General features: G+C 67.0%; 24 protein-coding genes and 1 riboswitch. Of the genes, 11 read left to right on the forward strand and 13 right to left on the reverse strand.

Going from position 1 to position 24,999, the window contains the following annotated elements; translation table 11 throughout:
* Positions 1–54: 54 nt before the first annotated feature.
* The 6 genes from B141_RS0117110 to B141_RS45760 form a co-directional block, all read right to left on the reverse strand.
* Positions 55–1,248 (reverse strand): peroxidase-related enzyme, encoded by a 1,194-nt coding sequence (locus tag B141_RS0117110; RefSeq protein WP_020576399.1) that lies wholly within the window; start codon positions 1,246–1,248, stop codon positions 55–57.
* An 89-nt stretch (positions 1,249–1,337) separates the two neighbouring features.
* Positions 1,338–1,446, reverse strand: a riboswitch (SAM riboswitch).
* 98 nt (positions 1,447–1,544) lie between these two features.
* A complete protein-coding gene (locus tag B141_RS0117115; RefSeq protein WP_020576400.1) occupies positions 1,545–2,036 on the reverse strand; it encodes a MarR family winged helix-turn-helix transcriptional regulator in 492 nt (163 codons plus the stop codon).
* Between the two features lie 55 nt (positions 2,037–2,091).
* The gene (locus tag B141_RS0117120; RefSeq protein ID WP_020576401.1) at positions 2,092–3,108 is read right to left on the reverse strand and encodes an SMP-30/gluconolactonase/LRE family protein; all 1,017 of its coding nucleotides are present in this window, start codon (positions 3,106–3,108) and stop codon (positions 2,092–2,094) included.
* Positions 3,109–3,229: 121 nt separating this feature from the next.
* Complete coding sequence (locus B141_RS0117125; protein WP_020576402.1) at positions 3,230–3,502, reverse strand: GlsB/YeaQ/YmgE family stress response membrane protein; 273 nt, start codon at positions 3,500–3,502, stop codon at positions 3,230–3,232.
* A gap of 27 nt (positions 3,503–3,529) precedes the next feature.
* A complete protein-coding gene (locus B141_RS41150) occupies positions 3,530–3,817 on the reverse strand; it encodes an HIT domain-containing protein (RefSeq protein ID WP_084678347.1) in 288 nt (95 codons plus the stop codon).
* Between the two features lie 383 nt (positions 3,818–4,200).
* Positions 4,201–5,484, reverse strand: coding sequence for an HNH endonuclease signature motif containing protein (locus B141_RS45760; protein WP_020576404.1), 1,284 nt, complete (start codon positions 5,482–5,484; stop codon positions 4,201–4,203).
* A 484-nt stretch (positions 5,485–5,968) separates the two neighbouring features.
* Here B141_RS45760 and B141_RS0117140 point away from each other — a divergent pair, with 484 nt between their 5' ends.
* The gene (locus B141_RS0117140) at positions 5,969–8,377 is read left to right on the forward strand and encodes a PEP/pyruvate-binding domain-containing protein (RefSeq protein ID WP_020576405.1); all 2,409 of its coding nucleotides are present in this window, start codon (positions 5,969–5,971) and stop codon (positions 8,375–8,377) included.
* 23 nt (positions 8,378–8,400) lie between these two features.
* Here the strand turns inward: B141_RS0117140 and B141_RS0117145 are convergent, their stop codons facing one another.
* Positions 8,401–9,195: an LLM class flavin-dependent oxidoreductase gene (locus tag B141_RS0117145; protein ID WP_026257303.1), complete on the reverse strand. Its 795-nt coding sequence runs from the start codon at positions 9,193–9,195 to the stop codon at positions 8,401–8,403.
* A gap of 28 nt (positions 9,196–9,223) precedes the next feature.
* A complete protein-coding gene (locus B141_RS51480; protein ID WP_020576407.1) occupies positions 9,224–9,505 on the reverse strand; it encodes a hypothetical protein in 282 nt (93 codons plus the stop codon).
* A 340-nt stretch (positions 9,506–9,845) separates the two neighbouring features.
* Here B141_RS51480 and B141_RS41165 point away from each other — a divergent pair, with 340 nt between their 5' ends.
* The 4 genes from B141_RS41165 (at position 9,846) to cbbX (ending at position 14,179) form a co-directional block, all read left to right on the forward strand.
* The gene (locus B141_RS41165; protein WP_157181070.1) at positions 9,846–11,180 is read left to right on the forward strand and encodes an MFS transporter; all 1,335 of its coding nucleotides are present in this window, start codon (positions 9,846–9,848) and stop codon (positions 11,178–11,180) included.
* Between the two features lie 91 nt (positions 11,181–11,271).
* A complete protein-coding gene (locus B141_RS0117160) occupies positions 11,272–12,717 on the forward strand; it encodes a form I ribulose bisphosphate carboxylase large subunit (protein WP_026257304.1) in 1,446 nt (481 codons plus the stop codon).
* A 17-nt stretch (positions 12,718–12,734) separates the two neighbouring features.
* Complete coding sequence (locus B141_RS0117165; RefSeq protein WP_020576411.1) at positions 12,735–13,172, forward strand: ribulose bisphosphate carboxylase small subunit; 438 nt, start codon at positions 12,735–12,737, stop codon at positions 13,170–13,172.
* Between the two features lie 32 nt (positions 13,173–13,204).
* Positions 13,205–14,179, forward strand: coding sequence for a CbbX protein (gene cbbX / locus B141_RS0117170; RefSeq protein WP_020576412.1), 975 nt, complete (start codon positions 13,205–13,207; stop codon positions 14,177–14,179).
* Between the two features lie 7 nt (positions 14,180–14,186).
* Here the strand turns inward: cbbX and B141_RS0117175 are convergent, their stop codons facing one another.
* Entirely contained in the window at positions 14,187–14,915 is a 729-nt protein-coding gene (locus B141_RS0117175) for a TetR/AcrR family transcriptional regulator (RefSeq protein ID WP_020576413.1), read from the reverse strand.
* Positions 14,916–14,994: 79 nt separating this feature from the next.
* On the opposite strand from B141_RS0117175, the gene B141_RS0117180 reads away from it, so the two are divergent.
* Complete coding sequence (locus tag B141_RS0117180) at positions 14,995–15,309, forward strand: DUF1330 domain-containing protein (RefSeq protein WP_040421599.1); 315 nt, start codon at positions 14,995–14,997, stop codon at positions 15,307–15,309.
* A 123-nt stretch (positions 15,310–15,432) separates the two neighbouring features.
* Here B141_RS0117180 and B141_RS0117185 read toward each other — a convergent pair whose 3' ends face one another.
* Positions 15,433–16,380, reverse strand: coding sequence for a phosphoribulokinase (locus B141_RS0117185; protein WP_020576415.1), 948 nt, complete (start codon positions 16,378–16,380; stop codon positions 15,433–15,435).
* Positions 16,381–16,667: 287 nt separating this feature from the next.
* Here B141_RS0117185 and B141_RS0117190 point away from each other — a divergent pair, with 287 nt between their 5' ends.
* Positions 16,668–17,330 (forward strand): response regulator, encoded by a 663-nt coding sequence (locus B141_RS0117190; protein WP_020576416.1) that lies wholly within the window; start codon positions 16,668–16,670, stop codon positions 17,328–17,330.
* Entirely contained in the window at positions 17,327–18,547 is a 1,221-nt protein-coding gene (locus B141_RS0117195) for a GAF domain-containing sensor histidine kinase (RefSeq protein ID WP_020576417.1), read from the forward strand. The genes B141_RS0117190 and B141_RS0117195 overlap by 4 nt, the downstream gene beginning before the upstream one ends.
* Positions 18,548–18,646: 99 nt before the next feature.
* On the opposite strand, the gene B141_RS41170 is transcribed toward B141_RS0117195, so the two are convergent.
* On the reverse strand, positions 18,647–19,153 hold the full coding sequence (locus B141_RS41170; RefSeq protein ID WP_157181071.1) for a hypothetical protein: 507 nt from the start codon (positions 19,151–19,153) through the stop codon (positions 18,647–18,649).
* Between the two features lie 191 nt (positions 19,154–19,344).
* Here B141_RS41170 and B141_RS52840 point away from each other — a divergent pair, with 191 nt between their 5' ends.
* Positions 19,345–20,016: a (2Fe-2S)-binding protein gene (locus tag B141_RS52840; RefSeq protein WP_084678348.1), complete on the forward strand. Its 672-nt coding sequence runs from the start codon at positions 19,345–19,347 to the stop codon at positions 20,014–20,016.
* A 13-nt stretch (positions 20,017–20,029) separates the two neighbouring features.
* On the opposite strand, the gene tnpA is transcribed toward B141_RS52840, so the two are convergent.
* Positions 20,030–20,449 carry an IS200/IS605 family transposase gene (gene tnpA, locus B141_RS0117210; RefSeq protein ID WP_020576420.1) on the reverse strand — a complete coding sequence of 140 codons (420 nt, stop codon included), beginning with the start codon at positions 20,447–20,449 and terminating at the stop codon, positions 20,030–20,032.
* Between the two features lie 38 nt (positions 20,450–20,487).
* Between tnpA and B141_RS41175 the strand changes: the two genes are divergently transcribed.
* The gene (locus tag B141_RS41175) at positions 20,488–21,738 is read left to right on the forward strand and encodes an RNA-guided endonuclease InsQ/TnpB family protein (protein WP_020576421.1); all 1,251 of its coding nucleotides are present in this window, start codon (positions 20,488–20,490) and stop codon (positions 21,736–21,738) included.
* A gap of 45 nt (positions 21,739–21,783) precedes the next feature.
* The gene (locus B141_RS41180; RefSeq protein WP_272944082.1) at positions 21,784–23,874 is read left to right on the forward strand and encodes a xanthine dehydrogenase family protein molybdopterin-binding subunit; all 2,091 of its coding nucleotides are present in this window, start codon (positions 21,784–21,786) and stop codon (positions 23,872–23,874) included.
* A gap of 9 nt (positions 23,875–23,883) precedes the next feature.
* Here B141_RS41180 and B141_RS0117225 read toward each other — a convergent pair whose 3' ends face one another.
* The gene (locus B141_RS0117225) at positions 23,884–24,996 is read right to left on the reverse strand and encodes an XdhC family protein (RefSeq protein ID WP_020576423.1); all 1,113 of its coding nucleotides are present in this window, start codon (positions 24,994–24,996) and stop codon (positions 23,884–23,886) included.
* Between the last annotated feature and the right edge of the window lie 3 nt (positions 24,997–24,999).

Here is a 24,999-nt window from a genome sequence, read left to right on the forward strand (position 1 = left end):
ACTACGAAGAGGTGGGGGTGGGCCCGGACGGGCGAAGCCCGAGCGGGGCCGGAACTACACAGTGGTGCCTGGCCAGAAGGGCTCCCCGAGGGTGAGCATCAGCCGGTTGGCCCAGGAGAAGAACGCGACCGCGCCAATGAGGTCGACAAGGTGATGGTCGGATATGCCGTGTGCGCGTAGTGCGCTGAGGTGGTCCGCGGTCGCCGTGGACGGGGTGGTGGAAAGCGCGGCGGCGAAGGTGATGATCGCCGTCCACCGCGGGTCCTGCCCGGCGCTCAACGGCGTCAGGTCTGTTGGATGCCAGGCGGCGTCCCGTGGCAGCGTCGCGTCAAGGACACGTTGCACGTCGTCAACCCGCTTGGACAGTTGGGAAGCCTTGCGGGAATGCACGGACGCGCAGTAGATGCAGTCGTTGACCTTGCTGGTGACGGCGGCGGCGAGCTCGCGTTCGGCGCGGGGTAGGCCTTCTCGGGTGTAGAAGACCGCGGCGTCGATCGCGGTGCGCGCCTTGAGTAGCGCGGGCGAACGTGAGAGCAGGCGGAAGTACTCACCGTTTGTCTTACCAGCAAAGGACTCTTCCTGCTCTGGCGTGAGTTCGTCGACCGGGACCGGGGAAACCCACGCGGTCCACGAGAGGAGTTCCTGCGTGTAGGCGGTGGGCCGCTCGCCGCCGTTCGAGGCCCGGGTGGCCTGGCTCTTGACCCGGCCGGTGCCCCGGGTGGTGCGGGGCGGAGGCGGGGCCGCCGCTGTCGGCGTACGACCTGACAGCAGGCTGAGGCCGTACAACAACCGCGCCTGGTAGCTGGTGTAGGCCGAAAGCTGCGAGAGCACCACCACCTCGTCGGGCGTCCAGCCGGCGGCGGCGAGCAGGTCCTGGTCTTCCTGGCGTACCAACGCGGGCGAGACCGTGATGAGGTCGAGGTGCTGGACCGCGGCCCGAAGGCGTGGCTCGGACGGCAGCTCATCGGCGACCAGGCGGGGATCCGCGCCCCTGTCGAGATGGTGCTGGACCAGTGCCGGGGCGCCGTGCCAGCGGGCCGTGAGGGCGGCCAGGCCCCGGCGTACCGGCGGGTCGATCGGGCCCGGCGACTCGAAGAGGGCGTCGTACGCGAGCTGTGTCTGGCGCGCTGCCTCGGGTTTGGCCAGTCGGGCGGCCTCCCACTCGGCGTCGAGCCCGAGTAGCTCTCCGATGACGTCTGTCGCGAGGTCCGGCGTCGCCGGTGTGCCGCCAGGGGCCGTGCTCGTCACTGTCCTCCGCCGTCCTGTCGTCGTCCACGAGACCGTGGGAGAGGACGGCGCACGAACGGTGGCTGACAGCTCGCCAGCCCACTCGCGGTGGTGCACGCTTGCCGCGTCTCCCGCAGCCGGGTCGTCATTCCGGAGCACCCCGCCGTGCAGGAGGGTTGCCGACCAGCAAGCCGGAACTTCGCGCTGGTGCTCTTGACCTGACGAAAACCTACATCGACGATAGGGAAGCGCGTAAACCCCCAGTCCGGAACGTGGACGGGCCGCCGCGGAGCGAGGTCTTGAGCGAGGTCGACCGGTCAGGTCGTGGGCGGCGGCGGTGCGTGGTCGGCGGACAGCCTTGCGGCGGCCGCGAGGAGAGCATCGTCGAGCTGGACGAGGGCCTGCTGCGTGTCGAGCCGGCCCTCGCCTTCGGAGAGGTACTGCTCAACCAGCCTGACGGCACGGCGAAACCGCGGCCGGCAGGTTTCCACCCGCGCCCGACCGCTCTTCGTGAGCGCGATGGTGTAGGACCGGCCGTCGGTCTCGGCCCGCGTCCGGGTGACGTCGCGACGGCGTTCCATCGCTCGCAGGTAACCCGACAAGGTGGCCGGACGCAGGCCGAGCGTCGCGCACAACTGGCCAGGGGTCTGCGGGTTCCGGCTGAGCTGGGTGTAGACGGCGTACTGCGCTGGCGTGACGTCCGTGCCCAGGAGGGCGGCGTCGAGTACGCCCCCCAGGTGTTGGCCAACCACGAACAGATCAAGGAGGATGTTGCCCCCCGGCTGGTCAACGACCTTCTTTCGAGTCACGGCCGCATGATACGTGGCGGCGCCGCGATCCCCGGGTCGTTCGAACTCGAACTAGCTAGCGCGCCGGGCATACGGGATCGGGAACGGCGCTCACGGTGTACGGCGGGGTGCTGGGCTCCTGGTCCAGCTGGCTGTTGACCACGTAGAGGCGGCAGCCGTGCCGGGCGAGCGTGGTCGGAAGGTCGAAGGCCTGCCCGTCCGCGTCCGTAAGGATGGTGTGCACCACCTCTCCCCGGCGCAGGTCCTGGTCGAGCCGGGCGACGTAGATGCCGTGCGGTGCGCCGTAGTTGAGGACGGCGTACAGATTGCGGCCGTTCAGCACCATCCCGTCGGCCCCGAAACTCTGGCCGCCAAGGTCAACCTCGGTCACGGCCTTGGTGGCGGCGTCGACCCGCCAGACCGCCTCGGTGCCGTTGGACGCGACCAGCACCGTCGAGCCGTCGGCGTTGGCGACAATGCCGTTGAGCAGCCAGTACTGCGCGGGGAAGCCGGGTATTGCGGGCCGGATGTCGAGCCACGGACGCAGCGGACCGATGGTCGCGCCGCGGCGTTCGGCGCGGTAGATGATGGGGTTCGCCCAGTCGGTCACGTAGACAGCGGTGGGTGTGATGGCGAGATCGTTGAGATTGGCGGCGCCGAGCGGCCCACCGGCGGCTTGGGTCGAGTCCAGGAGCCGGCCGGCCCGGTTGTGGACGGTCAGGGTGTCACCGCCGACCGAGAAGATGTTTCCGGCGCGGTCAGTGTGGACGCCCAGGCTGGTGCGGCGTTCCCCTTCTCCAGTTACGCCTTTGACCGGGAACGGCGTGAGATGTGAGGCGCCCACCCGGCCGCGATAGAGCGTGCCCGAGGCCTTGGACGTCACGTACATCGTGCCGTCGCTGTGGACCGCGATCCCCTCGGGAAGTACGCCTGCCTCATTGGAGACGACGTAGGTCTTGGGGAGGTCCCGTGGCGCGTTCGCGTCCGCGTACGCCTGCGGGGCGGTGGCTCCTGGCCCGGGCGGGACCAGTGCGGCGGCGGTGCCGAGCAGCGTCATGAGCACGGCGGCGCCGAGTCCTGTGCGGTTGACCATCCCTTGCTCCCCCTCCAGCGTTGACTTCGACGGGAAGCAAGGTACTTCGAGTTAGAAGTATCTCGCAAGAGCCGATGCCGGGCCGCGACGGAGGCTCAGGAGGGCCGTATCGTCCGGATCGTCAGGTCACCTTTCCCCGCCGTCTTCCGGTCAGGGTGGCGGCGATGACGACGAGAATGGCCGCGATAACGATGCTGATGATCCACCGAATCCAGTCAATTCCTGATGTTTCGGCGACACCCAGGGCGGCGGCGATGTAATAGCCGATAAGGACGCCGCCGATTCCACAGATAACGGTCAACCAGAGCGGTATTTTGTCACGGTTCTTTGGGGCGATCCACTTGCCGAGCAGGCCGATGACTACCCCAGCGATGATGATGCCAATGATTTCCACCGGACTATCCTTCCGTTTCGACTAAGCCTATGTTTCCCGACGGGCGGCGGGTAGATGCGAGGGCGCTTTGAGGACGTTCACTCCGCCGGCGCCGAGCACTCTCCGCATCGCATGCGCGACTGTCTGCGCCAAGGCCATCGTGGCCGCCACGACCTCAGGCGGCGCGTCGTACAGGCTCTCGAAGTGGGAGGTCGGCACCACCAAGGTGTGGCCGGGCGCGAGCGGCCGTAACGGTGCGAACGCACAGGTGACAAGGCTGCGGGTCACCCACCGGGCCGAACCGTCGGCGATCAGTCCGCAGAACACGCATTCCATGCGCGCCTAGCCTGCCATCCGCACTCCGCCCCGCGGCTGGCCGAACCAGGTCACGCGGCGCTCGCCGTCATCTGCGCCGCCGCGGCGATGATCGCCGCCGCCAGTCGAGGGGTACGAAAGATGCGCCCGCTCGAGGAACTTCAGGCGGCCAGCGCAACCTGACGAGCCTTACCGCAGTTTGCTCAGCAGCGACCAGCCTTGGTGTGGGAGCGGCCGCTGGGGAACGGTGCCCGGGTCGGCCTGGTGGTGATCTCGACGGTTCCGCCTCCGCTCCGGCGAATGTCAGCCCCCTGATCCGGAACGCCCATGCCCGGACCGGCGGATGAATACCCCACGTGCCCGAGTCTCGTTCGCCGGCCGCAGATTCAGCGTACGAACGATTTTTAGGTGCGGATGGGGCGTTGGTTGATGTCGATCCAGGGTGGGGGTATGTATTCGGGTCTTCCGTTTGGTCCCGTGCGGACTTGCCAGTCGCTGTTGTGGATGAGGTTGTGGTGGGCTCCGCAGAGGAGGACGCCGTTGTTGAGGTCGGTTCGGCCTCCGTCTGCCCAGTGGGTTATGTGGTGGGCATCGCACCATTTGGCGGGGCGGTCGCAGCTTGGAAAGTTGCATTCCATGCCGTCGCGGATGCCTAGGGCGTGGCGTTGGGCGGTGGTGAAGAAGCGGGTGGTGCGGCCGAGGTCGAGGACTTGGCCTTTGCCGTTGAGGACGGCGGGGATGACGTCGGCGTCGCAGGCGAGGAGTCTGGCGGTTTCGGCGGAGATCTGTTCACCGCTGTCGAGTGTCGCGTACCCGATTCCGGTGACGAGCTGGGCCAGTGTCATGGTGATGATGATCTGTGGCTTCGTCCCACCACGGGTGGGTGCTTCACCCGCGGCGAGGGTGAGGTCGAGGAGTTCGACGAAGGCGTCACCCAGGCGGCGGGACGCGGTGCGGGTGTCGGGTCCGTTCGCGTCGGTCTTTCGTGGTCTGGCCAGCGGGTCGAGGAGTGCTTTGAGGCGTGCCATTTCGTCGGTGGGCAGTTGAACGCGGGCGGACTGCAACCCGGGGCCGGAGTGGGAGAACGTGATCGACCGCTTCTGCTCGGCCCGCTTGCGTTCCCGTTCCAACTGCTCACCCAGGCGCCGCTCAGCATCTTCGGGGTCGATCGTTTCGTAGAGGTGGATGCCCAACTGTCGTAGCTCTTTCGGATCGTGGCGGGTCGCCAACTGCAGCAGGCGCGCTTCACCTTCGCGTTTCTGGTCGTCGCTGATGTCCTTGGGGAGCAGGTTGATCGACTCGCGGATGATCTTGGCGTGCTGGAGTGAGATCCGGCCCGCGGCAAGAGCCTGTCCGGTGGCTTGAAGGTTGGTCTCCAACGCCTTGGCCAGCTTCACATCCGCCCCTATCGCGCCGGGGTGAAGGTGCAGTTTGTGCCGCAGCCACGCCGCCGTCGACGTCGCACCAGCCTGCGAGGCAAGCTCATGGGTATCAACGTCGTGGATGGTCCGAAGCCGCAGCGCTTCAGACCGACCAACGATCTTATGCGCCAGCTCCACAGCCTCGGCCCGCTCAGCATCCGTACACGACCAGATGGGAGATTCCAGAATGTCAGCGAGCATCGAATCGACCGCACCCATCAAGCCCAACACCGGATGCGTGGGCGGGGCGCCGGTCGTGATCTCCATGGCCAGAACACTATCGGCGACCACCGACAAGAACCTTGCCCGAAAGGGATCATTTCGAGGCCCGCAGGAATGTAATTTTCCGTTGCTTCGAATAGCGCTAAGTACTAACTGAACCAATGGCCTATTGAATGAACCACCCAACTCTTCCCTGCGCCATTGCGAATGGCAATCCTGTCAGGCCGACGGTGGCTTTGAAGGGACCGCGGTCTCTATGGATGGACCACGCCTCTTCCTTGCGGGAGCGACTCGAGACGGGAGGGAAGCTTTCACCTGTCAATCGCTCCTTGCGGGCGCGGAAGGCCGGTGTCTGGATGGCACGTCACTCACCCGAGCCGCCCCTCCCCGCCCTAGTAGCCCGCGTATGCTCAACCGGCCCACTGCATGACGTCAACGAGCGACCGCGAGTCGTGACATTGCAGTCGTATTGACATGCATCTACCCGCCCCGATACGTTCCAGTTGTATTGCAAAGACGGGAGTTCGAGATGCGTGTGATTCCTCTGTCGGAGATTGCCGGCGACATGCTCGATCTGGTGGGCGGCAAGGCGACCGGGCTCGGCGAACTGATCCGGCGGGGCGAGCGCGTGCCGGACGGCTTCTGTCTCACCACGGTGGCGCACCGCGAGCAGGTGATCCCCGAAGCGGAGGTCCTCTCGGCGTACGAGCGACTCGGCAGCGGCCCGGTGGCCGTGCGATCCAGCGCCACGGCGGAAGACCTGCCGTACGCCAGCTTTGCCGGTCAGCAGGACACCTTTCTCCAGGTGACCGGCGTTAGCGAACTCCTGGCCGCGATCCGCAAGTGCTGGGATTCCCTGCACGCCGAGCGTGCCATTGCCTATCGCGAGGCCAACGAGATCGACCACGACACCGTTCGCATGGCTGTCGTCGTGCAGCGCATGGTCGATCCCGTCGTCGCCGGCGTGCTGTTCAGCGCGAATCCGCTCACCGGTCGCCGTACCGAGATGGTGGTCGATGCCGCGCCGGGCCTTGGCACGGCAGTGGTCGACGGCACGGTCGTGGCCGACCACTACGTTCTCGACGGAGCGACGTACGACGATGGCAAGGGTTGCTTGACGCGGGCGCAGTTGGCCGAGCTTCACCAGGTGGGCCAGCGTTTGCAGGGCCACTTCGGTGCTCCGCAGGATATCGAGTGGGCGATCGACGGCGACGGAACCCTGTGGCTGTTGCAGTCCCGGCCGATCACCACGTTGTTTCCCCTCCCGCCGGAAAACGACCTGCCGCTTCCCCGTATCTACGTGGAGTTCGGCCACGTCCAAGGAATGCTGCAACCCGCCACTCCAATGGGGATGTCCGCGCTGAAGGTGAGGGTGGCGGGCATGTTCGCGACGTTCGGCTTCAAGGTCGAGATCGTCGACATCGGCGGGCGACTTTACGGCGACCTGACGGATCTGGTGCGCAACCCGGCGGCGCGCACCAAGCTGGTCAGGTTCATGGCGGTGGACTTCGGCCCGCGCGCGCAGGCCGTGGTTGAGTGGATCCTCACCGATCCGAGGTTTTCGCCTCAGAAGGGCGGAGCGGGGCGGACTCAGGCGGCGCTCGGATCCGCGCTGCGGACCGCGCAGAAGGCGGTAGCCGGGATCCTGGGAGCGCTGGTCCGCCCGGACGCGGCACGGATACGGATGTTCCGCGAGATCGAGGCCATCCGGCAGCGGGCCGCCGCGCCTGCCGGGCTGAGTACGTCCGCAGAGCGGTTGAGCTTCGTGGAGGCGCAGGATCAGAGCGCGAGCTACGACGCGATCATCTGGCCGATCGTTACCGGCCTCATGGTGGCATCGATGCCAGCCCCACTCCTCAAAGGAATCGCCAGCGACGACGACATCAACACCGTCCTTGGCGGAATGCCGTACAACGTCACCATCGAAATGGACCTGGCGCTCTGGCGTCTGGCCCAGAACGCGGCCGAGCATCGCGACCTCCTGCTCACCACGCCGCCGGACGAACTCGCCGCGCGCTATCTCGCGGGCACTCTCCCCGACATTGGCCTCTCGGTGTTCCTCGACACCTATGGACATCGGGCCGCCGCCGAGGTCGACGTCGGTGTGCCTCGCTGGGAGGAGGCGCCGGCCCCGGTGTTCGCCATGATCGCGAACTATCTGCGGGTCACCGATCCCGAGCAGGCTCCCGACCAGCGGTTTGAACGCGCGGCTGCGGCAGCCGAAGCGAAGCTGGCGGAACTCCGGGAGCGGGTACGCCGCAGCCGGCCGATCCGCGGGCGCCTCGCGGTGTTCTTCCTGCGCCGGGCACGGGCCTTGTCTGGTCTGCGGGAGGCCGGGAAGTTCACCGGGCTGTACGCACTCCGCGAGATACGGCGGCAACTTCTGCTCGTGGGCGCGGACCTGGCCGAGCGTGGACTGCTGGAGGGCGCCGGCGACATCATGTTCCTCACGATTGCCGAGGCGCGCTCAGCTGTCGACGAGGGCGCCGATCATCGGGAGATTGTCCTTTCCCGTAAGGCCGTTCACGAGCGGGAGCTGCGCCGCCGGAGTGTGCCAGTCGCCATTCTGTCCGACGGAACCGACGTGGAGACGCTCCTGCCAGCGCCAGCCTCGGCGGACGGGGCGCTCAAGGGTGTCGGCGCCGCGGCGGGGAGGGCGACCGGCCGCGCCCGCGTGGTTCGCGACCTCGCGTCCGCCCACCTCGAACCCGGTGAGATCCTCGTCGCCCCGACCACGGATCCCGGCTGGACGCCGCTCTTCCTGACGGCGGGTGGCCTGGTAACCGAGACGGGAGCGCCGATGGCTCACGGCCCGACCGTGGCTCGGGAGTACGGCATCCCAGCGGTCATCTGCGTACCCGCGGCTACGGAGAAGATCCAGACCGGGCAGGTCATCACGGTCGACGGCGCCGCGGGAACGGTCTCCTTCGACCCGTGACCTCTGGCCTTGGATTAGTCACGTCAACGAGGTGGGCCGGCCTCGATCCGGCGCTGGATGACGGTCAGCGGCTCGTTGATGTCGGACGGTTCGTCGATCACCCAGGTTGCTCCAGCTTTCTCCAAGGCATCTATCGACGAGGTGGAGTTCAGCGCTGTGATGATCTCGAAGCCCTCCGGCGGGTCGAGACGTTCGACCACCTCGGCCAGCACCTCCGGCCGAAGGCCGCCCTCGGGGGCGCGCGGATCCAGCGGGTAGAACCCATCCCAGCGAAGCGCTCGCTGCATCGGTCGCCGGTGCGGCACTGAGCCCGCGACCCAAATCGGCGGACGCGGCTTCTGCACCGCGGCTGGCGCCAGCTGCGCCGACACCCGGAAGTACTCGCCCGTATGCGACACCGCCTCTCCCCGCAAGAAGGCGTCGATCAACGGCAACGCCTCGTCCAGCATCGCGGCGTGGACTCGCGCCGAATCGGACTCGCCGAACGCGGCGTACTCGAGGTCCGCCGGCGCACCAAGCCCTACACCTAGCGTCACCCTCCCATTGCTCAGGTGATCGATGGTCGTAACCTGCTTCGCAAGCTGCCACGGCCGACGCCGGGCCACCGGCGTCACAAGTGTCCCGAGCCGCAGTCGGGACGTGCGTGTCGCAAACGCGCCGATGAGACTCCACGGGTCGTGTAGCTCGGGCCGGTTGGACCCTCTATGCAGGTGGTCCCACAGGAAGAAACCATCCCAGCCCGTCGCTTCTGCCGTCACGGCAAGATCGACCAGAAACGCCGGATCGCCCACGGCCGGCACGTTCAACCCCAATTTCACGAGGCTCAAACTACATCGGCACTTCGGATCAGCTCTGCTGGTGGGCCACCATCAGGTCTTCGACCGCCTTCGGGATGGTCGTCTCGAAGTCCAGCAGCTTCGCCCAGTCGGGCTCGATCGTGATGCAGACCATCCGCTGATAGAGCGCGCGCAGTCCGGCCTCCCGGGCAGCGAACTGCTCCGCCGGCACCAGTTTCCGGGAGGCTTCGACATAGCCGTCGGGTACGCCGTCGACGAGCTCGAGCGTCGCCGAGCCGCGGATGAGCAGCACGTGGGGCGGAAATCCTTCGGTGTCGATGGTGATCGCCACCCGGGGTTCTGTTGTAGGGCCCGCACCTTCGCCGACGCCGGAACGGTGTACATGAGGATCTGCGAGCCGTTCCAGAGGAGCCCGATCGGAACCACCCGAGGGTCACCCGTCGAGCCCGACATAAGAGAACCGCGCCGGAATGCCCGACCCCAGCAACTCCTGGGAGATCGGCTTGGCCAGCACGTCAGCGACATCCTGCTGCTTCATTACTCAGCCCTCTCTGTCTGGCAGCACCCATTGCGCCGCTCTGAGGTGTGGACGGAGTCGCTCGCGCTTTCTCGACATCTTTTGACGATTTGACCCTGTCGCAGGGCACGACCGTCGTGCCATGATCACCGTCATGGTGAACAGGCTGCTGATCAACAGAGCCTTTGCCGGGGTCTGGTCGGCGGGGGCAGTTTCCTGGGTCGGGGATTTCGTCTTCGACACGACCGTGCTGCTGTGGATCTCGACCGTCCTGGCCAAAGACCAGCCCTGGGCGCCGGCCGCCGCCTCGGGCGTTCTGCTCGCGGTCCTCGTGCCCGGGGTCATCGCGGGGCCGATCGCCGGAGTCTTCGTTGACCGCTGGGACCCGCGGCGCACCATGCTGTGGTCGGATGCGATCCGCGCCGTCCTGGTCGGCGCTTTGGTCGTCCTGCCTTTGCTCCCGGCAGGGACATTGCCGGTGGCGGTGCAGTTGACCATCGTGTACGCGACGGTCGTGCTCAACACCATCGTCTCGCGATTCTTCACTCCGGCGCGTTTCACCATCATCGCCGACATAGTCCCGGAGGCAGACCAGCCGCGCGCCGCCGGTATCACCCAGGCCACGAGCGCGGCGGCTGGCATCGTCGGTCCGCCGCTTGCCGCGCCGCTGCTCTTCACTGCGGGTATCGAGTGGGCGCTCGTCGTGAACGCCTTGAGCTTCGTCCTCTCCTACCTCATCATCTGGAAGGTCCGGACGCCGAAGATCGAGCGCAAGCCCGCCCCCACAGGAGAGCGCGGATCGGGATTCTGGCAGGAATTCCTGGTCGGAGTGCAGACGATCGGCCGAAGCCAGGTCCTGCTCGCGATTCTCATCATGGGCATGATCGCCAACATCGCCGCGCAGACCTTCAACGCACTCGGGGTCTTCTTCGTCACGGACAACCTGAACACACCGGCGAGGTACTTCGGCCTTCAGGACGCGGTGATGGGAGTCGGCGTCGTCGTGGGCGCGGCGCTCGCCGGCTGGCTGGCTCCCCGGCTCGGGTACACCCGGACGATCTGGGGCAGCATGCTGGCATTCGGGCTCTGCCTGGGTGTCTATGCCAGGACGACAAGCTTTGTTGTCGCGCTCCTGATCCTGCTGCTGGCGGCCGTCCCGCTCGGCGGCATGAACACAGCGATGAGTCCGCTCATGATTCAGACCGTGCCGAGAGAGGTGCTCGGCAGGGTATTCGCGACCTTTGTGCCAGGGGTCCAGTCGATCGGCATCGCGGGCGTCGCTTTCGCCGGTTGGATTTCGAGTTCGGTCCTGCGCGACCTGGACACCGAGCTCCTCGGCGTGCACTTCGGAACCTACGACACTGTGTTTCTGTGTGCTGGATTGATCGTCGTCGCCTCCGGCCTGTATGGAATGGTCGCCCTCAGAAGGGCCACCCAGACGTCTGAGAACGCAGCGGCCCAGGCGGCGGCCCACTCGCGAGGGGAATAGTTGATCGACTGGCGGGGTACGCCGAAGAAAGCACTCACGCCGGTCAGCGGGGCGATCACCGCCTGCCCGCACTCCATCGTCAGGAGTAGGAATGACGTCGGACAATACGATGGAACGCTGGGGAGCAGGGGTGATCCCTTATGCCGAAATGGGCTATTGGCAACCTGATTACCAGCCGAAGGACACCGACCTGCTTGCCGCGTTCCGCATTACGCCGCAGGCCGGTGTGCCGCCCGAGGAGGCGGGTGCCGCGGTGGCCGGCGAATCGTCCACCGCCACCTGGACGGTGGTGTGGACCGACCGCCTGACCGCGTACGACCGCTACCAGGGCAAGTGTTTCCGGGTCGATCCGGTGCCGGGTAAGAACGGCGAGTACATCGCCTACGTCGCGTACGACATCGATCTTTTCGAGGAGGGGTCGATCGCAAACCTCACGTCCTCGATCATCGGGAACGTCTTTGGGTTCAAGGCGCTCAAGGCCCTCCGCCTGGAAGACATGCGGATCCCGCCGCATTACACCAAGACATTCCAGGGTCCGGCGCACGGGACCGTGATGGAGCGGGAATACCTCAACAAGTATGGTCGGCCGCTCCTCGGCGCGACTGTCAAACCAAAACTGGGGCTCTCTGCGCGCAATTACGGCCGGGTCGTCTACGAGGCACTCCGGGGCGGACTCGATTTCACCAAGGACGACGAGAACATCAACTCCCAGCCGTTCATGCGGTGGCGTGACCGTTTCCTCTTCTGTATGGAGGCGGTCAACCGCGCACAGGCGGAGACGGCCGAGATCAAGGGCCACTACATGAACGTCACGTCGGCCACGATGGAGGATATGTACGAACGCGCCGAATTCGCCCGGGATCTCGGCAGCGTCATCGTCATGATCGACCTTACGATCGGCTACACCGCGATCCAGTCGATGGCGAAATGGGCCCGCCGCAACGGCATGTTGCTTCACCTGCACCGCGCCGGCCACTCGACGTACACCCGTCAGAAGTCCCACGGCGTCAGCTTCCGCGTCATCGCGAAGTGGATGCGGCTCGCCGGCGTCGACCATATCCACGCGGGCACGGTCGTCGGCAAGCTCGAAGGAGATCCCAACTCCGTCGCGGGGTTTTACGACACCCTGCGTCTTGACCAGGTGCCCGCCGACCCGGTGAAGGGCTTGTACTTCGACCAGGACTGGATTTCGATGCCCGGCGTCATGCCGGTGGCCTCCGGTGGGATTCACGCCGGCCAGATGCACCAACTGCTTCACTATCTCGGCGAGGATGTCGTACTCCAGTTCGGTGGCGGCACCATCGGCCACCCGATGGGCATCGCGGCGGGCGCCACGGCCAACCGGGTCGCGCTCGAGGCGATGATCAAGGCCCGCAACGAGGGTCGCGACTATCTCGCCGAAGGAGAGGACATCCTCAGGGCAGCCGCCCGGCGCAGCAGGGAGCTGGACGTCGCGCTGGCCACCTGGGGCGATGTGACGTTCACGTACGAGTCAACGGACACACCTGACGTGGTCGAGACGCCGACCTCGGTTTGACTGAAGGAGGCCGACGGATGCGCATTACGCAAGGCACATTCTCATATCTCCCCGATCTCACCGACGACGAGATCGCGATGCAGGTGCAGTACGCGCTCGACCATGGTTGGGCGCTCTCGGTGGAGTTCACCGATGACCCACACCCACGCAACCATTACTGGCACATGTGGGGCCTGCCGATGTTCGACCTGCACGACGCGGCCGGTGTGGTGTACGAAGTCAACGAATGCCGGCAGGCGTACCCGCTTTACTACATCCGGGTCAATGCGTACGACGCCAGCCCGACCCGCCAGACCACGGCCCTGTCATTCATCGTGAATCGTCCGCCAGACGAGCCAGGCTTCCGGCTCGAGCGGCAGGAACACGTGGACCGGCGCCTGCGATACACGCTGCACCCCTATGCCGCCGACCGGCCCGCTGGCGACCGTTACCCGCCCACAATGCCGGAACGATGACGGGCAACGACGAACCACGGCAAGGATTCCAGATGCCGACGCCCGGGGGGACGGATCAGGAGAGCACGACACAGGGCCCCACCGACCCGGCGGCGCGATCTCGTCGTGCGTCGCCATCGCGGCTGCCCGCGGACGCCACAGTCGACCTCGCCGCCGAACGCCGGGCCTCCGGCATCGACGAGATCCTCGACACTCTTGATCGGGAGTTGGTCGGTCTCGCACCGGTCAAGACCCGGATCCGCGAGCTCGCCGCGCTCCTGCTGGTGGATCGGGTCCGCCAGGGTTTCCAGTTGAGCGCGTCCCGGCCGAGTCTGCACATGTCGTTCACCGGAAGCCCGGGTACCGGAAAGACGACCGTGGCCCTGCGAATGGCCGAACTCCTGCACCGGTTGGGATGCATCGACCGCGGCCATCTGGTAGCCGTCACCCGGGACGATCTGGTCGGGCAGTATGTCGGGCACACCGCTCCCAAAACGAAGGAAGTCATCAAGCGGGCGATGGGCGGGGTGCTCTTCATCGACGAGGCCTACTACCTCTATCGCGCCGAGAACGAACGTGACTACGGCCAGGAGGCGATCGAGATTCTCCTGCAGGTCATGGAAAGTCACCGCGACAGCCTGGTGGTCATTTTCGCCGGCTACAAGGACCGCATGGAGTCCTTCTTCAGCTCCAATCCAGGGCTGAGCTCGCGGATCGCCCACCACCTCGACTTCTCCGACTACGATCTCGACGAGTTGATGGCGATCGCCGCGTTGATGCTCGAGCGTGAGCACTACCGCTTTTCTGAGCCGGCCGAGCGTACGTTCCGCGACTATCTCCAGCGCCGGATGCGCCAACCCCGGTTCGCCAACGCCCGCAGCGTCCGCAACGCGCTCGAGCGGGCCCGCCTCCGCCAGGCGAACCGCCTACTCGCGGCGACGGGACGCACGTGGAGTCGGGACGACCTGATGCGTTTCGAACCCGAGGACTTCCTCGCCAGCCGGGTGTTCGCCGACGAGTCCACCTGACGGCGGGTCACGCCTGGGCCAGGCCCAGCGACCTGATCAGGTCAAGCATCTCGGCGCGGTGCAGCGCGGCCGGGTTGCGTGCGACGGGATGGATGTGGCCGTCGATTTCCAGGGCTACCAGGCCGTGCATCCGGCCCCAGACGCGCAGCGCGAGCGCCGCCGCGGCGGGTGGTACGTCCGGGAGGTCTGCCTGGATCTTCGCGACGTAGTCCGGGTGAAGGTCGGACCAGGAGGTGTCCTCGGGCTGGAGCTGCCGGGCCTGGGGCCAAGCGGCAGTGACCAGGCGGGTCAGCTCGCGGCATACGCGGCGTGCCGTCTGGTCCACCGGCCCGTCCTCGGGGGGCTGGTAGCCGGGGATGGGGTGGCCGTAGAAGAGCCGGAAGCTCTCCGGGTGAGCCAGCGCCCATTCCCTCAGGGCCTGGCCCCACGCCAGCAGCCTGCCGCCGGGGTCGGTGTCGGACACGGCGTTGCTGGCGGTTTGCAGGGACTCCGCGAGCGAGGCGGCGATTCCGGTGATCAGTGCCGTGATCAGGTCGTCTCGGGTGGGGAAGTAGCTGTAGATCGCGCGTGCGGTCATCCCCATCTCGCGGGCGATGCCGCGCAGCGAGATCGCTCCGGGCCCGCCGTCGGCCATCTGCCGCAGCGCGATGGACTTGATCTCCCGGCTCGTCTCCGCCCGCAGCCGCTCCCGGCGGCTCAGCACGACCGCGACGCGCTCGCCCTCGTCCTCGCTCACCTTGAGCAGGTTACAGGGTTTCGGTTAGTCTCCGGAGGAACATAAGTACACGCCGTGTCCAATGGAAACGGAGTTCCCCATGGCCGCTTACGTCATCGTCAACGCCGATGTGCTCGACGAGGAGGCCGGGTGGGCCTACGCCCCCGTGGCCCAGAAGTCCATCCTCAGCCACGGCGGCCGTTATCTGGTCGCGGGCGCCACGCCCGAGCCCGTCGAGGGCACCTGGGACTCCTCCCGGTTCCTGGTCATCGAGTTCCCCGACATGGACCGGATCCGGGAGTGGTACGACTCCCCGGAGTACCGGCAGGCCCGGGAGATACGGGAGGGCAAGCTCCGGGTAGGGCTCTTGTTCGTCGAGGGCGCGCCGCCCGAGGGCTTCTCCCTCCCGGCGTAGCCGGTGAGGTCCCGTTGGGTCCGGGGCACCCTTGTATGGCTCTATTGGTCAGGGGTGCCCCCGACCCAACGGGCTGGTCCCGCTGGTCCCACTGGTCCCGCTCTGGCCCGGATGGTCCGCTCCTCACCCGGCGGCGGACAGCAGCTGATGGAGCAGCAGAAGCTGGGTGATGGCGAGTGACTCGCTGCGCTCGCCGTTGCCGATGTCGCCCAGCGACTCCGGTGGATCGCCGCCGTCCACACCCAGCCGCGACCAGATCGCTTTCAGCACGACCTGGCTCTCCTCCCGCGGTGCGTACCCATGGATGTGGAGCGTGTCGACGGGTCGCCCGTCCTCGTCCCTGCTCAGCTTGAGGTGGATCGCGCGCTGGCCGTTCAGGGCGACGATCCTGCGCAGGTCGGGGTGCCGCAGTGTCGGGCGTAGCAGCAGTTCGGCCGACAGAGGCGTACCCGGTGCGTCATGGCGACCGGGGACAGGCGCGAACCGCGCGACGAGATCGGCGAACGCCCGCTGCGGCCGGATGAACGCCGCCGACTCCGGCTCGCGGTGCTCGAGCTCGGCCAGCACCTGGTCGACTCTGTAGCCACGCTTCTGCGTGTCGCGGCCGACCTTCCACCGCCGGCGGATGTCCTCCGGAGGGTCGAGATAGACCATGAAGTCGAAACACGCCCGGGTCAGGCGGGAATGCAACGGCAGCAGGCCCTCGACAATGACGAACTCCCGCGGCTCGACGAGTTCAGGGCGGATGAGTTGACCTGTGTCATGGTCGTACACGGGTTTGAGAATGGGCTGGCCGGTCGCGAGCAGTTGCAGGTGCTGCTCCATGATTTCGACGTAGTTGCAGTCCGGATGCAAGGCGGTGAACGGCAGGCCCTTGCGTTCCTGACGGTCATAACGGTGATAGTCGTCAACACAGACGGTGGTGACCCGCGCCGGACCCAATGGCTCGGCCAGCCCTCTGCTGAGTGTGGTTTTGCCGGCCGCGCTGTCACCGGCGATCGCGATCATGACCGGCCGGTGAGCCCGCTCCTTTCGGCGAACCCGTTCCATCCGGATCAGCTTGTGCGGCATGTCGTCCCCTCCTCCTTGCGGAAACGGACGCCGTCCAACGGACACCCGCCGGAATCTCGCGCTGAGAAATCCGGTGATGGCATCGCGGCCATTGGTCGGTTTCGAGACAAAAGACCCAGCCAGTGGCCACGGGTTTCCTCATGACGGTAGATCGGCCCGCGAGCCGCGAAATCCCCCCGCGAGGGGATGCGGGTGGGGAGCCTTTCCGGGCGGATATCGGGCGTTCGTCCGGATCCATTGATCGGTATAAGCCGTCCTCCAGGGGCGTCCGCTCATAGGCTCGTCCCATGAAGAGCCAGCCGTTGCGGCTCGTTCTCGTCGATGACCATGAAATGGTGATCGAAGGGCTCAAAGCGCTCCTGGCGCGGTTTCACGGGCGAGTGCGCGTTGTCGCGGAATCCGTGAACGCGAACGACGCCGAGGCCCTTGTCGCCGCGCTCGACCCGGACGTCGTGGTGTCGGACGTACGCCTGCGCGGTTCGGTCAGCGGCCTTGACCTGTGTCGCCTTCTGGTGGAGGCGAATCCCGCGCGTCGGGTCGTGCTGCTGAGCGCGTACGACGACGAGCAGTACCTTTTCCAGGCCTTGCGTGCCGGTGCCGCCGGCTATCTCCTGAAATCGATCGAACGCGACGAACTCGTCCGCCAACTCGAACGCGCCGCCCGCGGCGAAACCGTCGTCGATCCGTCCATGGCGGCCCGGGCGGTTTCCTCCGCCGCGCGCCTGCAGGCAGGGGAGTTCTGGCCCGGAGCGCATCTGAGCCTCACCCAGCGGGAGAGTGAGGTGCTCGGCCTGCTCGTCGCCGGCCTCTCGAATCGCGCGATCGCTGGCAAGCTGGTGCTGGGAGAGGAGACGGTCAAGAGTCACGTGCGTTCGATCTTCCGCAAACTCGACGTGAACGACCGGGCCGGTGCGGTCGCGGTTGCCCTGCGGGAGGGGATATTCCAATGACCTCGAGGGCGACCGGGCATGGCCTTGGCCTCGCGGCCGCCGTATCCGAGAATGCCCTGCTCCTCGGCATTATCGAGGCGATATCGGCGGCCCCCGAACTCGAACTCCTGGCCGCCCGGGTGGCACCGCTCATCGCCGCGGCGACCGCCACCGACGTGTGTTTCGTCCACGTGCTTGACGATTCTGACCGGTCACTCACGCTGGTGGGAGCGACGCCGCCGTTCGACCGGGAGGTGGGGCGGATCCAGCTGAGGCTCGGCGAAGGTGTCACGGGATGGGCGGCAAGCCATCGAGAGCCCGTGATCATCGTCGAAGGTAAGAAAGGCGATCCGCGCTACAAGTATTTCCCAGAATTGCGCGGAGAGGACTACACCTCGATGGCGGCAGTGCCGATGGCGACTTCGCCCGGCGGTCTGGTCGGCGTTCTTAACGTTCACACCCGTGCCCGACGCGAGTTCACCGACCAGGACATCCGGCTTCTCACCTCGATCGGCAGCCTCATCGCCGGCGGCATCCACCAGGCTCGCCTGCACCGCCAGTTGGCCGCCCGCGAACGCGCGCACGAACGCTTCACCGAGCAGGCCATCGCCGTACAAGAAGCGGAACGCCGCCGGCTCGCGGCCGACATCCACGACGGGATCACGCAGCGGCTCTACAGCTTGAGATTCCACCTCGATGCGGCGGCCGAGGCGTTGACGGAGGAGCCGGACTTCACCGCCGAGCAGTTGGTCGCGGCTCGCACGCTCGTCGATCTCACTCTCGATGAGGCGCGGGCTGCCATCAACGGATTACGTCCACCCGTCCTTGACGACCTGGGTCTCGCGGACAGCCTGGCCAGCCTCGCGCGGTCCGTCGGCGGGGTCGAAGTAATCCTCGAGGTGGAGGAATGCCGGCTGCCCGAACACGTCGAGATCGCGTTCTACCGCATTGCGCAGGAGGCGCTCCAGAACATCGTCAAACATGCCGCCGCCACCACGGTCCGTCTTAGCCTGCGCCACGACGGGTCACAGGTGTGCCTGGAGGTGAGCGACGACGGACGCGGGATCGGCGACGACCCGGCGCCGCCCGTCAACGATCAGTTCGGCGGGGGATATGGCATGCGCAGCATGGCCGAACGCGCCGAACTCGTCGGGGGTCGACTGCACTTGCGATCCCGGCCGGGTGGGGGCACGACGGTCGCCGCACGGGTCGCCGTTCCTGACAGCCAGCGGCAGTGACCGCCAGCCGTCAGCCGAAGCGTGGCTGCCGTGATCGTGAAGGATTTCGTCTCTATATGACCAAAATCCTTCACGATCCTTGAATGCTCGGGTTGCCTGTCAACACCAGGCGTCGCCGTCGTGCGCGCCCGTAACCTCCAGATGGAAGTCGCGGCTCTTTTCTCCGAAATCGCTGAGGAAGGACACCGTGAGGTATCCCGTCGTTCCATCGATCGCTTTGGTGAAGCACAGGCGCACACCAGAAATGACGAGCCCGTCCTCGGGTACCGGCGAGTCGCTGGCCGACTTCAAAGTCCAGCCGTCATCGGGTGCGACTCGGCGATAGAACGCCACCACCTCCTCGGGCGTGCCCTCCGGCCGGTAGGTGCGCCCGGCGACGGCGAATCCGTCGTCATCGTCGCAGCCGGAGTACGAATCACGAAGGGTCGCACCAGGCGGGCGGACGTTGAGAATGTCCAGCTCGTCCAGGGTGGCGGCGAATTCCTCGTCCCGGTCCGTGCATCCGTACCCAAGAAAGGGCGAGCAGCCGGCTGTGCTGAGGAGCCCCGCCAGTACGCCGAGCCCGATCGTTGCCGCAGCCGCTCGTCCGCGCAGTCCCATTGCCACGGCCGCCATTGTGCCCTGCGAAAGAGACGACGTGTCCTGCGAAAGAGACGACCGCCCGCGGTCGAGACGGCCGGAAGGCCCAGCCGGAATGAGCGTGCCCGGATCCGGCCAGGCCCCGGTGGATTTCCGCTGAACCCGACTGGTTGGGGATTCGTGGTCGATGGTGTGACGCCTGTGTCCGCGACCTTCGGATGACCTGGGGAGCTGATCGTGCCGACACCGCTGACCGCACGTTGAGGGTCAACGGCCACGACCGCACGGTTGCGGTGGCCGACGAAACTGAGCAGTTGCTGTACTTACTAAGGAACGCGCTGGGCCAGCGCGGCCCGAAGTTCGGGTGCGGCGTGGCGCAGTGCGGAGCCTGCACCGTCCTCGTCGATGGTGAGATCCGGCGGTCCTGCGTAACCCCGCGGCGCACGGTCCCGGAGCGCGCGAGCGTGGAGACCCTCGACGGGCTGGGGACCCCCGGGGCGCCGCATCCCTTGCAGCAGGCGTTCATCGATCAGCAGGCGGGCCAGTGCGCGTACTGCGTCAACGGCATGATCACGGGCGCCCTCGGCTGGTTGCGGCAGCGCAAGGCCGCCGGCGACACGAGTCTGCCAAGCGAGCAGGAGATCGCCGAGTTCCTGTCCGGCGAGGCCGCGGGGTCGAGTGCTCGACGGGCGCGCCTCGCCGGTGTTCGCGGCGGGGCCCGACAGGCTGCGCGTGGACGAGAGTCCGGCGGCGGATTCGCTGGCCTGGCTGGTCCTCACGCCCGGCGATGTCAGCATCCACAGCGGAAAGGTGGAGCTGGGTACCGGCGTACAAACCGCACTGACCACGCTTTTGTTCGGCGCAGGCCCCGGATTTCAGTCCGGGGTTAGCCGGATCCCGCCGTCAGGCGGGACGCTCCTGGTTCTCGATGTACTGCTTCAGCACCGAGAGGGGCGCCCCGCCTGCGGAGACTGAGACGGCGAAGTAGGAGGGTGTCCAGAAGTGTCCGTGCATCCGTGCTCGGTTGCAGCGACCGGTGTAGTCCGCCCGCAGTCTCCGCGCGGTCGCGCCTTTCAAGCTGCGCACGAGTTCGCTGATCGGCACCTGGGGCGGGTACCGCACGAGGAGGTGCACGTGGTCGGCTTCGCCGTTGAACTCCACCAACTCGGCACCCAGCGCAGTGCAGACCTGCCGGAGGGTGGTCTCGCAGTCGGTGAGCATGGCGGGGTCGAGCACCCGCCTGCGGTACTTCGTCACGAAGACAAGGTGGGCGTACAACAGGCTCACGCTGTGGCAGGTGGAGCGGTAGTCGGTGCGCTTCATGCGTCGGATTGTCGGTGGTCTTTGGGAGAGTGGACGCAGTGAGCATCCGGCAGCGTCTCTATCCCGACCCCGGGCAACTGGCTGGGCTGGTGGAGCACTGCCACCACGCCAGGTTCGTGTTCAACATCGGCCTGGAACAACGCTCGATGTGGCGCAGGTGGAAGCACGACCGAGGCACACACCCCGAGTACGGGGACCTGAATGCTGCACGGATCACCACGGCATCGCAGATGCGCGAGTTGGCCCAACTCCGGGGTGAACTGGGCTGGCTGCGGGCTGGGTCCTCCAGCGTGCAGCAGGCCGCGCTGCGCGACCTGGACCGGGCCTTTCAGAACTTCTACGCCGGTCGGGCGAAGTACCCGCAGTTCAAGCGCCGTTCGGAGCGTGAAGGCAGTTTCGTGGTGCGCGACCTCACCGTCCGCCGCCTGAACCGGAAGTGGGGCGTGGTCACCGTCCCCAAGGTCGGGCAGGTGCGGTTCCGCATCTCCTGGATGTGGGCCGACATCGAACGGGCTACCAGCGCGAGGGTCACCCACCGCAACGGACGCTGGCACATCGCGTTCACCACACCAGCCGCCGAGAAAATCACCGCCGAGTCGGGTGCTGTGGTCGGGATCGACCGTGGCGTGGCCAACACTTTGGCCACCAGCGAGGGACGCATGATTCAGGCCCCGTCACTCACCGACCCGGAGAAGACCCGGTTCCTGCGGTTGCAGCAGCGGCTGGCACGGCAGCAGAAGGGCTCCAAGCGCCGGGCGCAGACACTGGACCGTCTCGCCACCTTGCGGCGCCGGTTGGGCGACCGGCGCACCGATTGGGTGGAGCAGACCACCACCGGACTCGCCCGCACCTACGACCTCATCGCCGTGGAAGACCTCCGAGTGCAGAACATGGTCAAGCGCCCGGCACCCAAGCCCGACCCCGTGCATCCGGGTGTGTTCCTCCCGAACGGGGCACGGGCGAAAGCTGCGCTGAACCGAGCGATCCTCGCCAGCGTGTGGGGCCGGTTCCTCACCCGCATTGAGCACAAGATGCCCGAAGGCACAGTCCTCCGGGTTGATCCGAAGAACACCAGTCGTACGTGCGCCGCCTGCGGGCACACGGCAGCGTCCAACCGCGAGAGCCAAGCGGTGTTCGCCTGCCAAGCCTGCGGACATCAGGCACACGCCGACACCAACGCAGCGGTCGTCATCCTCGACCGCGCGCTAGGCACTACGGCCCCGGGACACGGGGTGTCAGGGCGCAGAAGTCCGGCCTTCGCTGGCAGCGCCAACCAACCGGCTGCGTAGCAGCCGAGAATCCCCGGACTTCAGTCCGGGGAGGATGTCAAACAGATCGTCCTCGAGGAACTCCACCTCACCAACGGTCGGGTGCGCTACGTGCAGGGTGACACCCGGACGACCCCGGACCAGGGGACGACCGCTGGCAGCAAGACGATCCAGAACGGCGGGCCCGAGCTACGCCGAGCGGCGGCGACCGCGTTCCAGGCACTGCTCGACCTCGCCGCGGCGTACTTCCGCGTCGGCAAGGATGAGTTGACAGCGAACGACGGCGTCATCTCGGTCAAGGGAACCCAGCGGAAGGTCAGGTATGAGCGGTTGCTGGCCCAGACCGATGCCGTGCTGGTCGCGGATCCGGACGTGCCGTTGACCGCTCCAGGCGACTACCGCGTGGTCGGGCGGTCAGTCGCCCGCGTCGAGCTACCCGAGAAGGTCACCGCCCGCTTCACCTTCGTCCACGATGTCAAGGTTCCTGGCATGCTGCACGCCCGGGTCATCCGCCCCGCCGGCCGGAATGCGCGGTTCGGCTCGATCGAGCCCGACTCGCTGGAGCGCGTGAAGGCGATTCCGGGCTTTGTCACTGTCGTACGCCGGGACAAATTCGTCGGTGTGGTCGCCGAGACCGAGTGGGCGGCCATCCAGGCGGCGAACCCCACGGCCGGCGTCCGGGTCACCTGGCAGGACGGGCAGCCGCTCGTCCCGCAGGGGACGTTTCCCGAAGCGTTGCGCGATCCCAACCACCATTACCGAACGGTCGAAGAGGTCAGGGTCGGCGACGTCGACCAGGCGTTCAACGACGCCGGCGTCCAGGTGCGGGCGAGCTACGACACGCCGTTCCACATGCACGCGTCGATGAGTCCGTCGTGCGCGGTCGCCGACGTACGCCGGGCTCCGGATGCCAAGACCGGTGTCCAGGTGACCGTCTGGTCGGGTACGCAGTCGGTCTTCGCGCTCCGCCGGACGCTGGCCAATCTCCTGACCCTGCCAGAGGAGTCGGTGCACGTGAGGTACGCGGAGGCCTCGGGCTGCTACGGCCACAACGGCGCCGACGACGTGGCGGCGGACGCGGCGCTGCTGTCGCAGGCGGTCAGCGCGCCGGTCCGGGTGCAGTGGGCTCGCCAGGACGAGCACGGCTGGGAGCCGCTCGGCCCTGCGATGGCGCACGACCTGCGCGGCGGCATCACCGGCGGCCAGGTGGTCGCCTGGGAGCACGTCGTGTGTACGCCGACTCACGGCAGCCGGCCCAACGGCAGCCCGGGAACGGTGCTCGCCGGCATCCTCACCGGCTCGCTCCCCGCGAACCTTCCGACCGCGGCGGGCAACAGCGGCGGCCGGAACGCGCCGGTCACCTACGCGTTCCCCAACAATCGGCTCATCGCCCATCTCGTCCGCAGCTTCGAGACGACCGGCCCGACCTCGAACGTTCCGGCCGCCCCGCTGCGTTACCGCTTCCTGCGTTCGACCGCTCTCCGGTCGCTGGGTGGGTTCTCCAATACCTTCGCCAACGAGTCGTTCCTCGACGAACTCGCCGCGGCGGGTGGGGTCGACCCGCTCGAGCTGCGGTTGCGTTCGCTCGACGACCCGCGGGCGCGCGCCGTGGTCGAGGCGTTGCGCGACGCGTGGGCTTCGCGACCGCGGGGTGGGGACGGCCGAGGTGCCGGTCTCGCGTTCGCCCGCTACGAAACGGAGTTCACCTACGTCGCGACGTACGTCGAGGTCGCGGTGGACGCGGCCACCGGCGCGATTCGCGTGCCCCGGGTCGTCGTCGCCCATGACTGTGGGCTGGTCGTCAACCCCGACGGTCTGCGTCACCAGATCGAGGGCAACGTGATCCAGGGGATCAGCCGGACGCTGAAGGAGGAGGTCCGGCTGGATTCCCGGGGAGTGACGAGCGTGCTGTGGCAGCAGAACCAGTCCAATCCCACGCCGCAGTACTCCGTGCTGAGGTTCAGCGAGGTACCCGCCATCGAGATCACCCTCCTCAACCGCCCGGATGAGCCCGCGTGGGGTGCCGGCGAGCCGACCATCGGACCCATCCCCGCCGCGATCGGCAACGCCGTCTTCGCCGCGACCGGCGTTCGGGTCCGGCAATTACCGATGACACCGGAACGCGTCCTCGCCGCGCTGCGCGATGGCCCGACATAAGGAGAGGTCTCAGTGATGAATGGGGCCGGCGGTCACTGAAAGTGGCCGGCCGGTCCCGCCCCAGCGCATCTGGGTGAGTTCGGCCGCGATGGATATCGCGGTTTCTTCGGGAGTACGCGCGCCGATATCGAGACCGATGGGGGAGTGTAACCGCTGCAATTCCTCCTCGGTCACGCCGATTTCCCGCAGCCGGCGGATCCGGTCGTCATGGGTGCGCCGGCTGCCCAGAGCGCCGACATAACCGGCCGGGGTGCGCAGGGCGGCGGTGAGGAGTGGAATATCGAACTTCGGGTCATGAGTGAGCACGCAGATCGCCGTACGTGAATCAACAACGGTCTCCGCCAGATATCGGTGCGGCCAGTTAACGATGACCTCGTCCGCGTCCGGAAATCGCTGGCGGGTCGCGAAAATCCCGCGGGCGTCGCAGACCGTCACGTGGTAGCCGAGGAATTTGCCGACCCGGGAAACGGCGGCGGCGAAATCGATGGCGCCGAAGACGAGCATCCGCGGCGGTGGCGCGAATGACCGCACGAACACGGCGACCTCGTCCCGGCGGCGTTCGCCTTGCTGGCCGTACGTACATTGGCCTGTCACGCCCTGCGCCAGCAGGCCGCGGGCGTCGGAGTCGACAGCGCGATCGAGGCCGGAGGACCCAAGTGAGCCAAGGGCCCGATCCGGCCAGATGACGCGTTGCGCGCCGGCCGAATCGGCGCCGACGATCGCGGGGGCGACGGCAATAGCGGTGGCCAGCGCGACCGGATGGTGAGCCCGGACTGACGCCACCACCTCCGTGAATGCGGGAAACGACTGTCGACTCATCGGTTGGACGAAGACCTGAATTTCGCCACCACAGGTGAGTCCCGTGGCAAAGGCGTCGTTGTCACTGATGCCGTACGTGTCGAGCATCGGCTGCCCGGTCTTTATCGCCTGCTGGGCGGATTCATATATCGCACCCTCGACACAACCGCCGGAAACACTTCCGACCACCTCGCCGTCACCAGAAACAGCCATCGTGGCTCCGGGTTGGCGGGGAGCGCTGCCGGACGTTTTCACCACCGTCGCGAGCGCGAAGGTGTCACCGGTCAAATACCAGGACACAACCTGGTCCAGGACGTCGCGCATCGG

This window comes from Actinopolymorpha alba DSM 45243 (assembly GCF_000373925.1).
GTDB classification, from domain to species: Bacteria; Actinomycetota; Actinomycetes; order Propionibacteriales; family Actinopolymorphaceae; genus Actinopolymorpha; species Actinopolymorpha alba.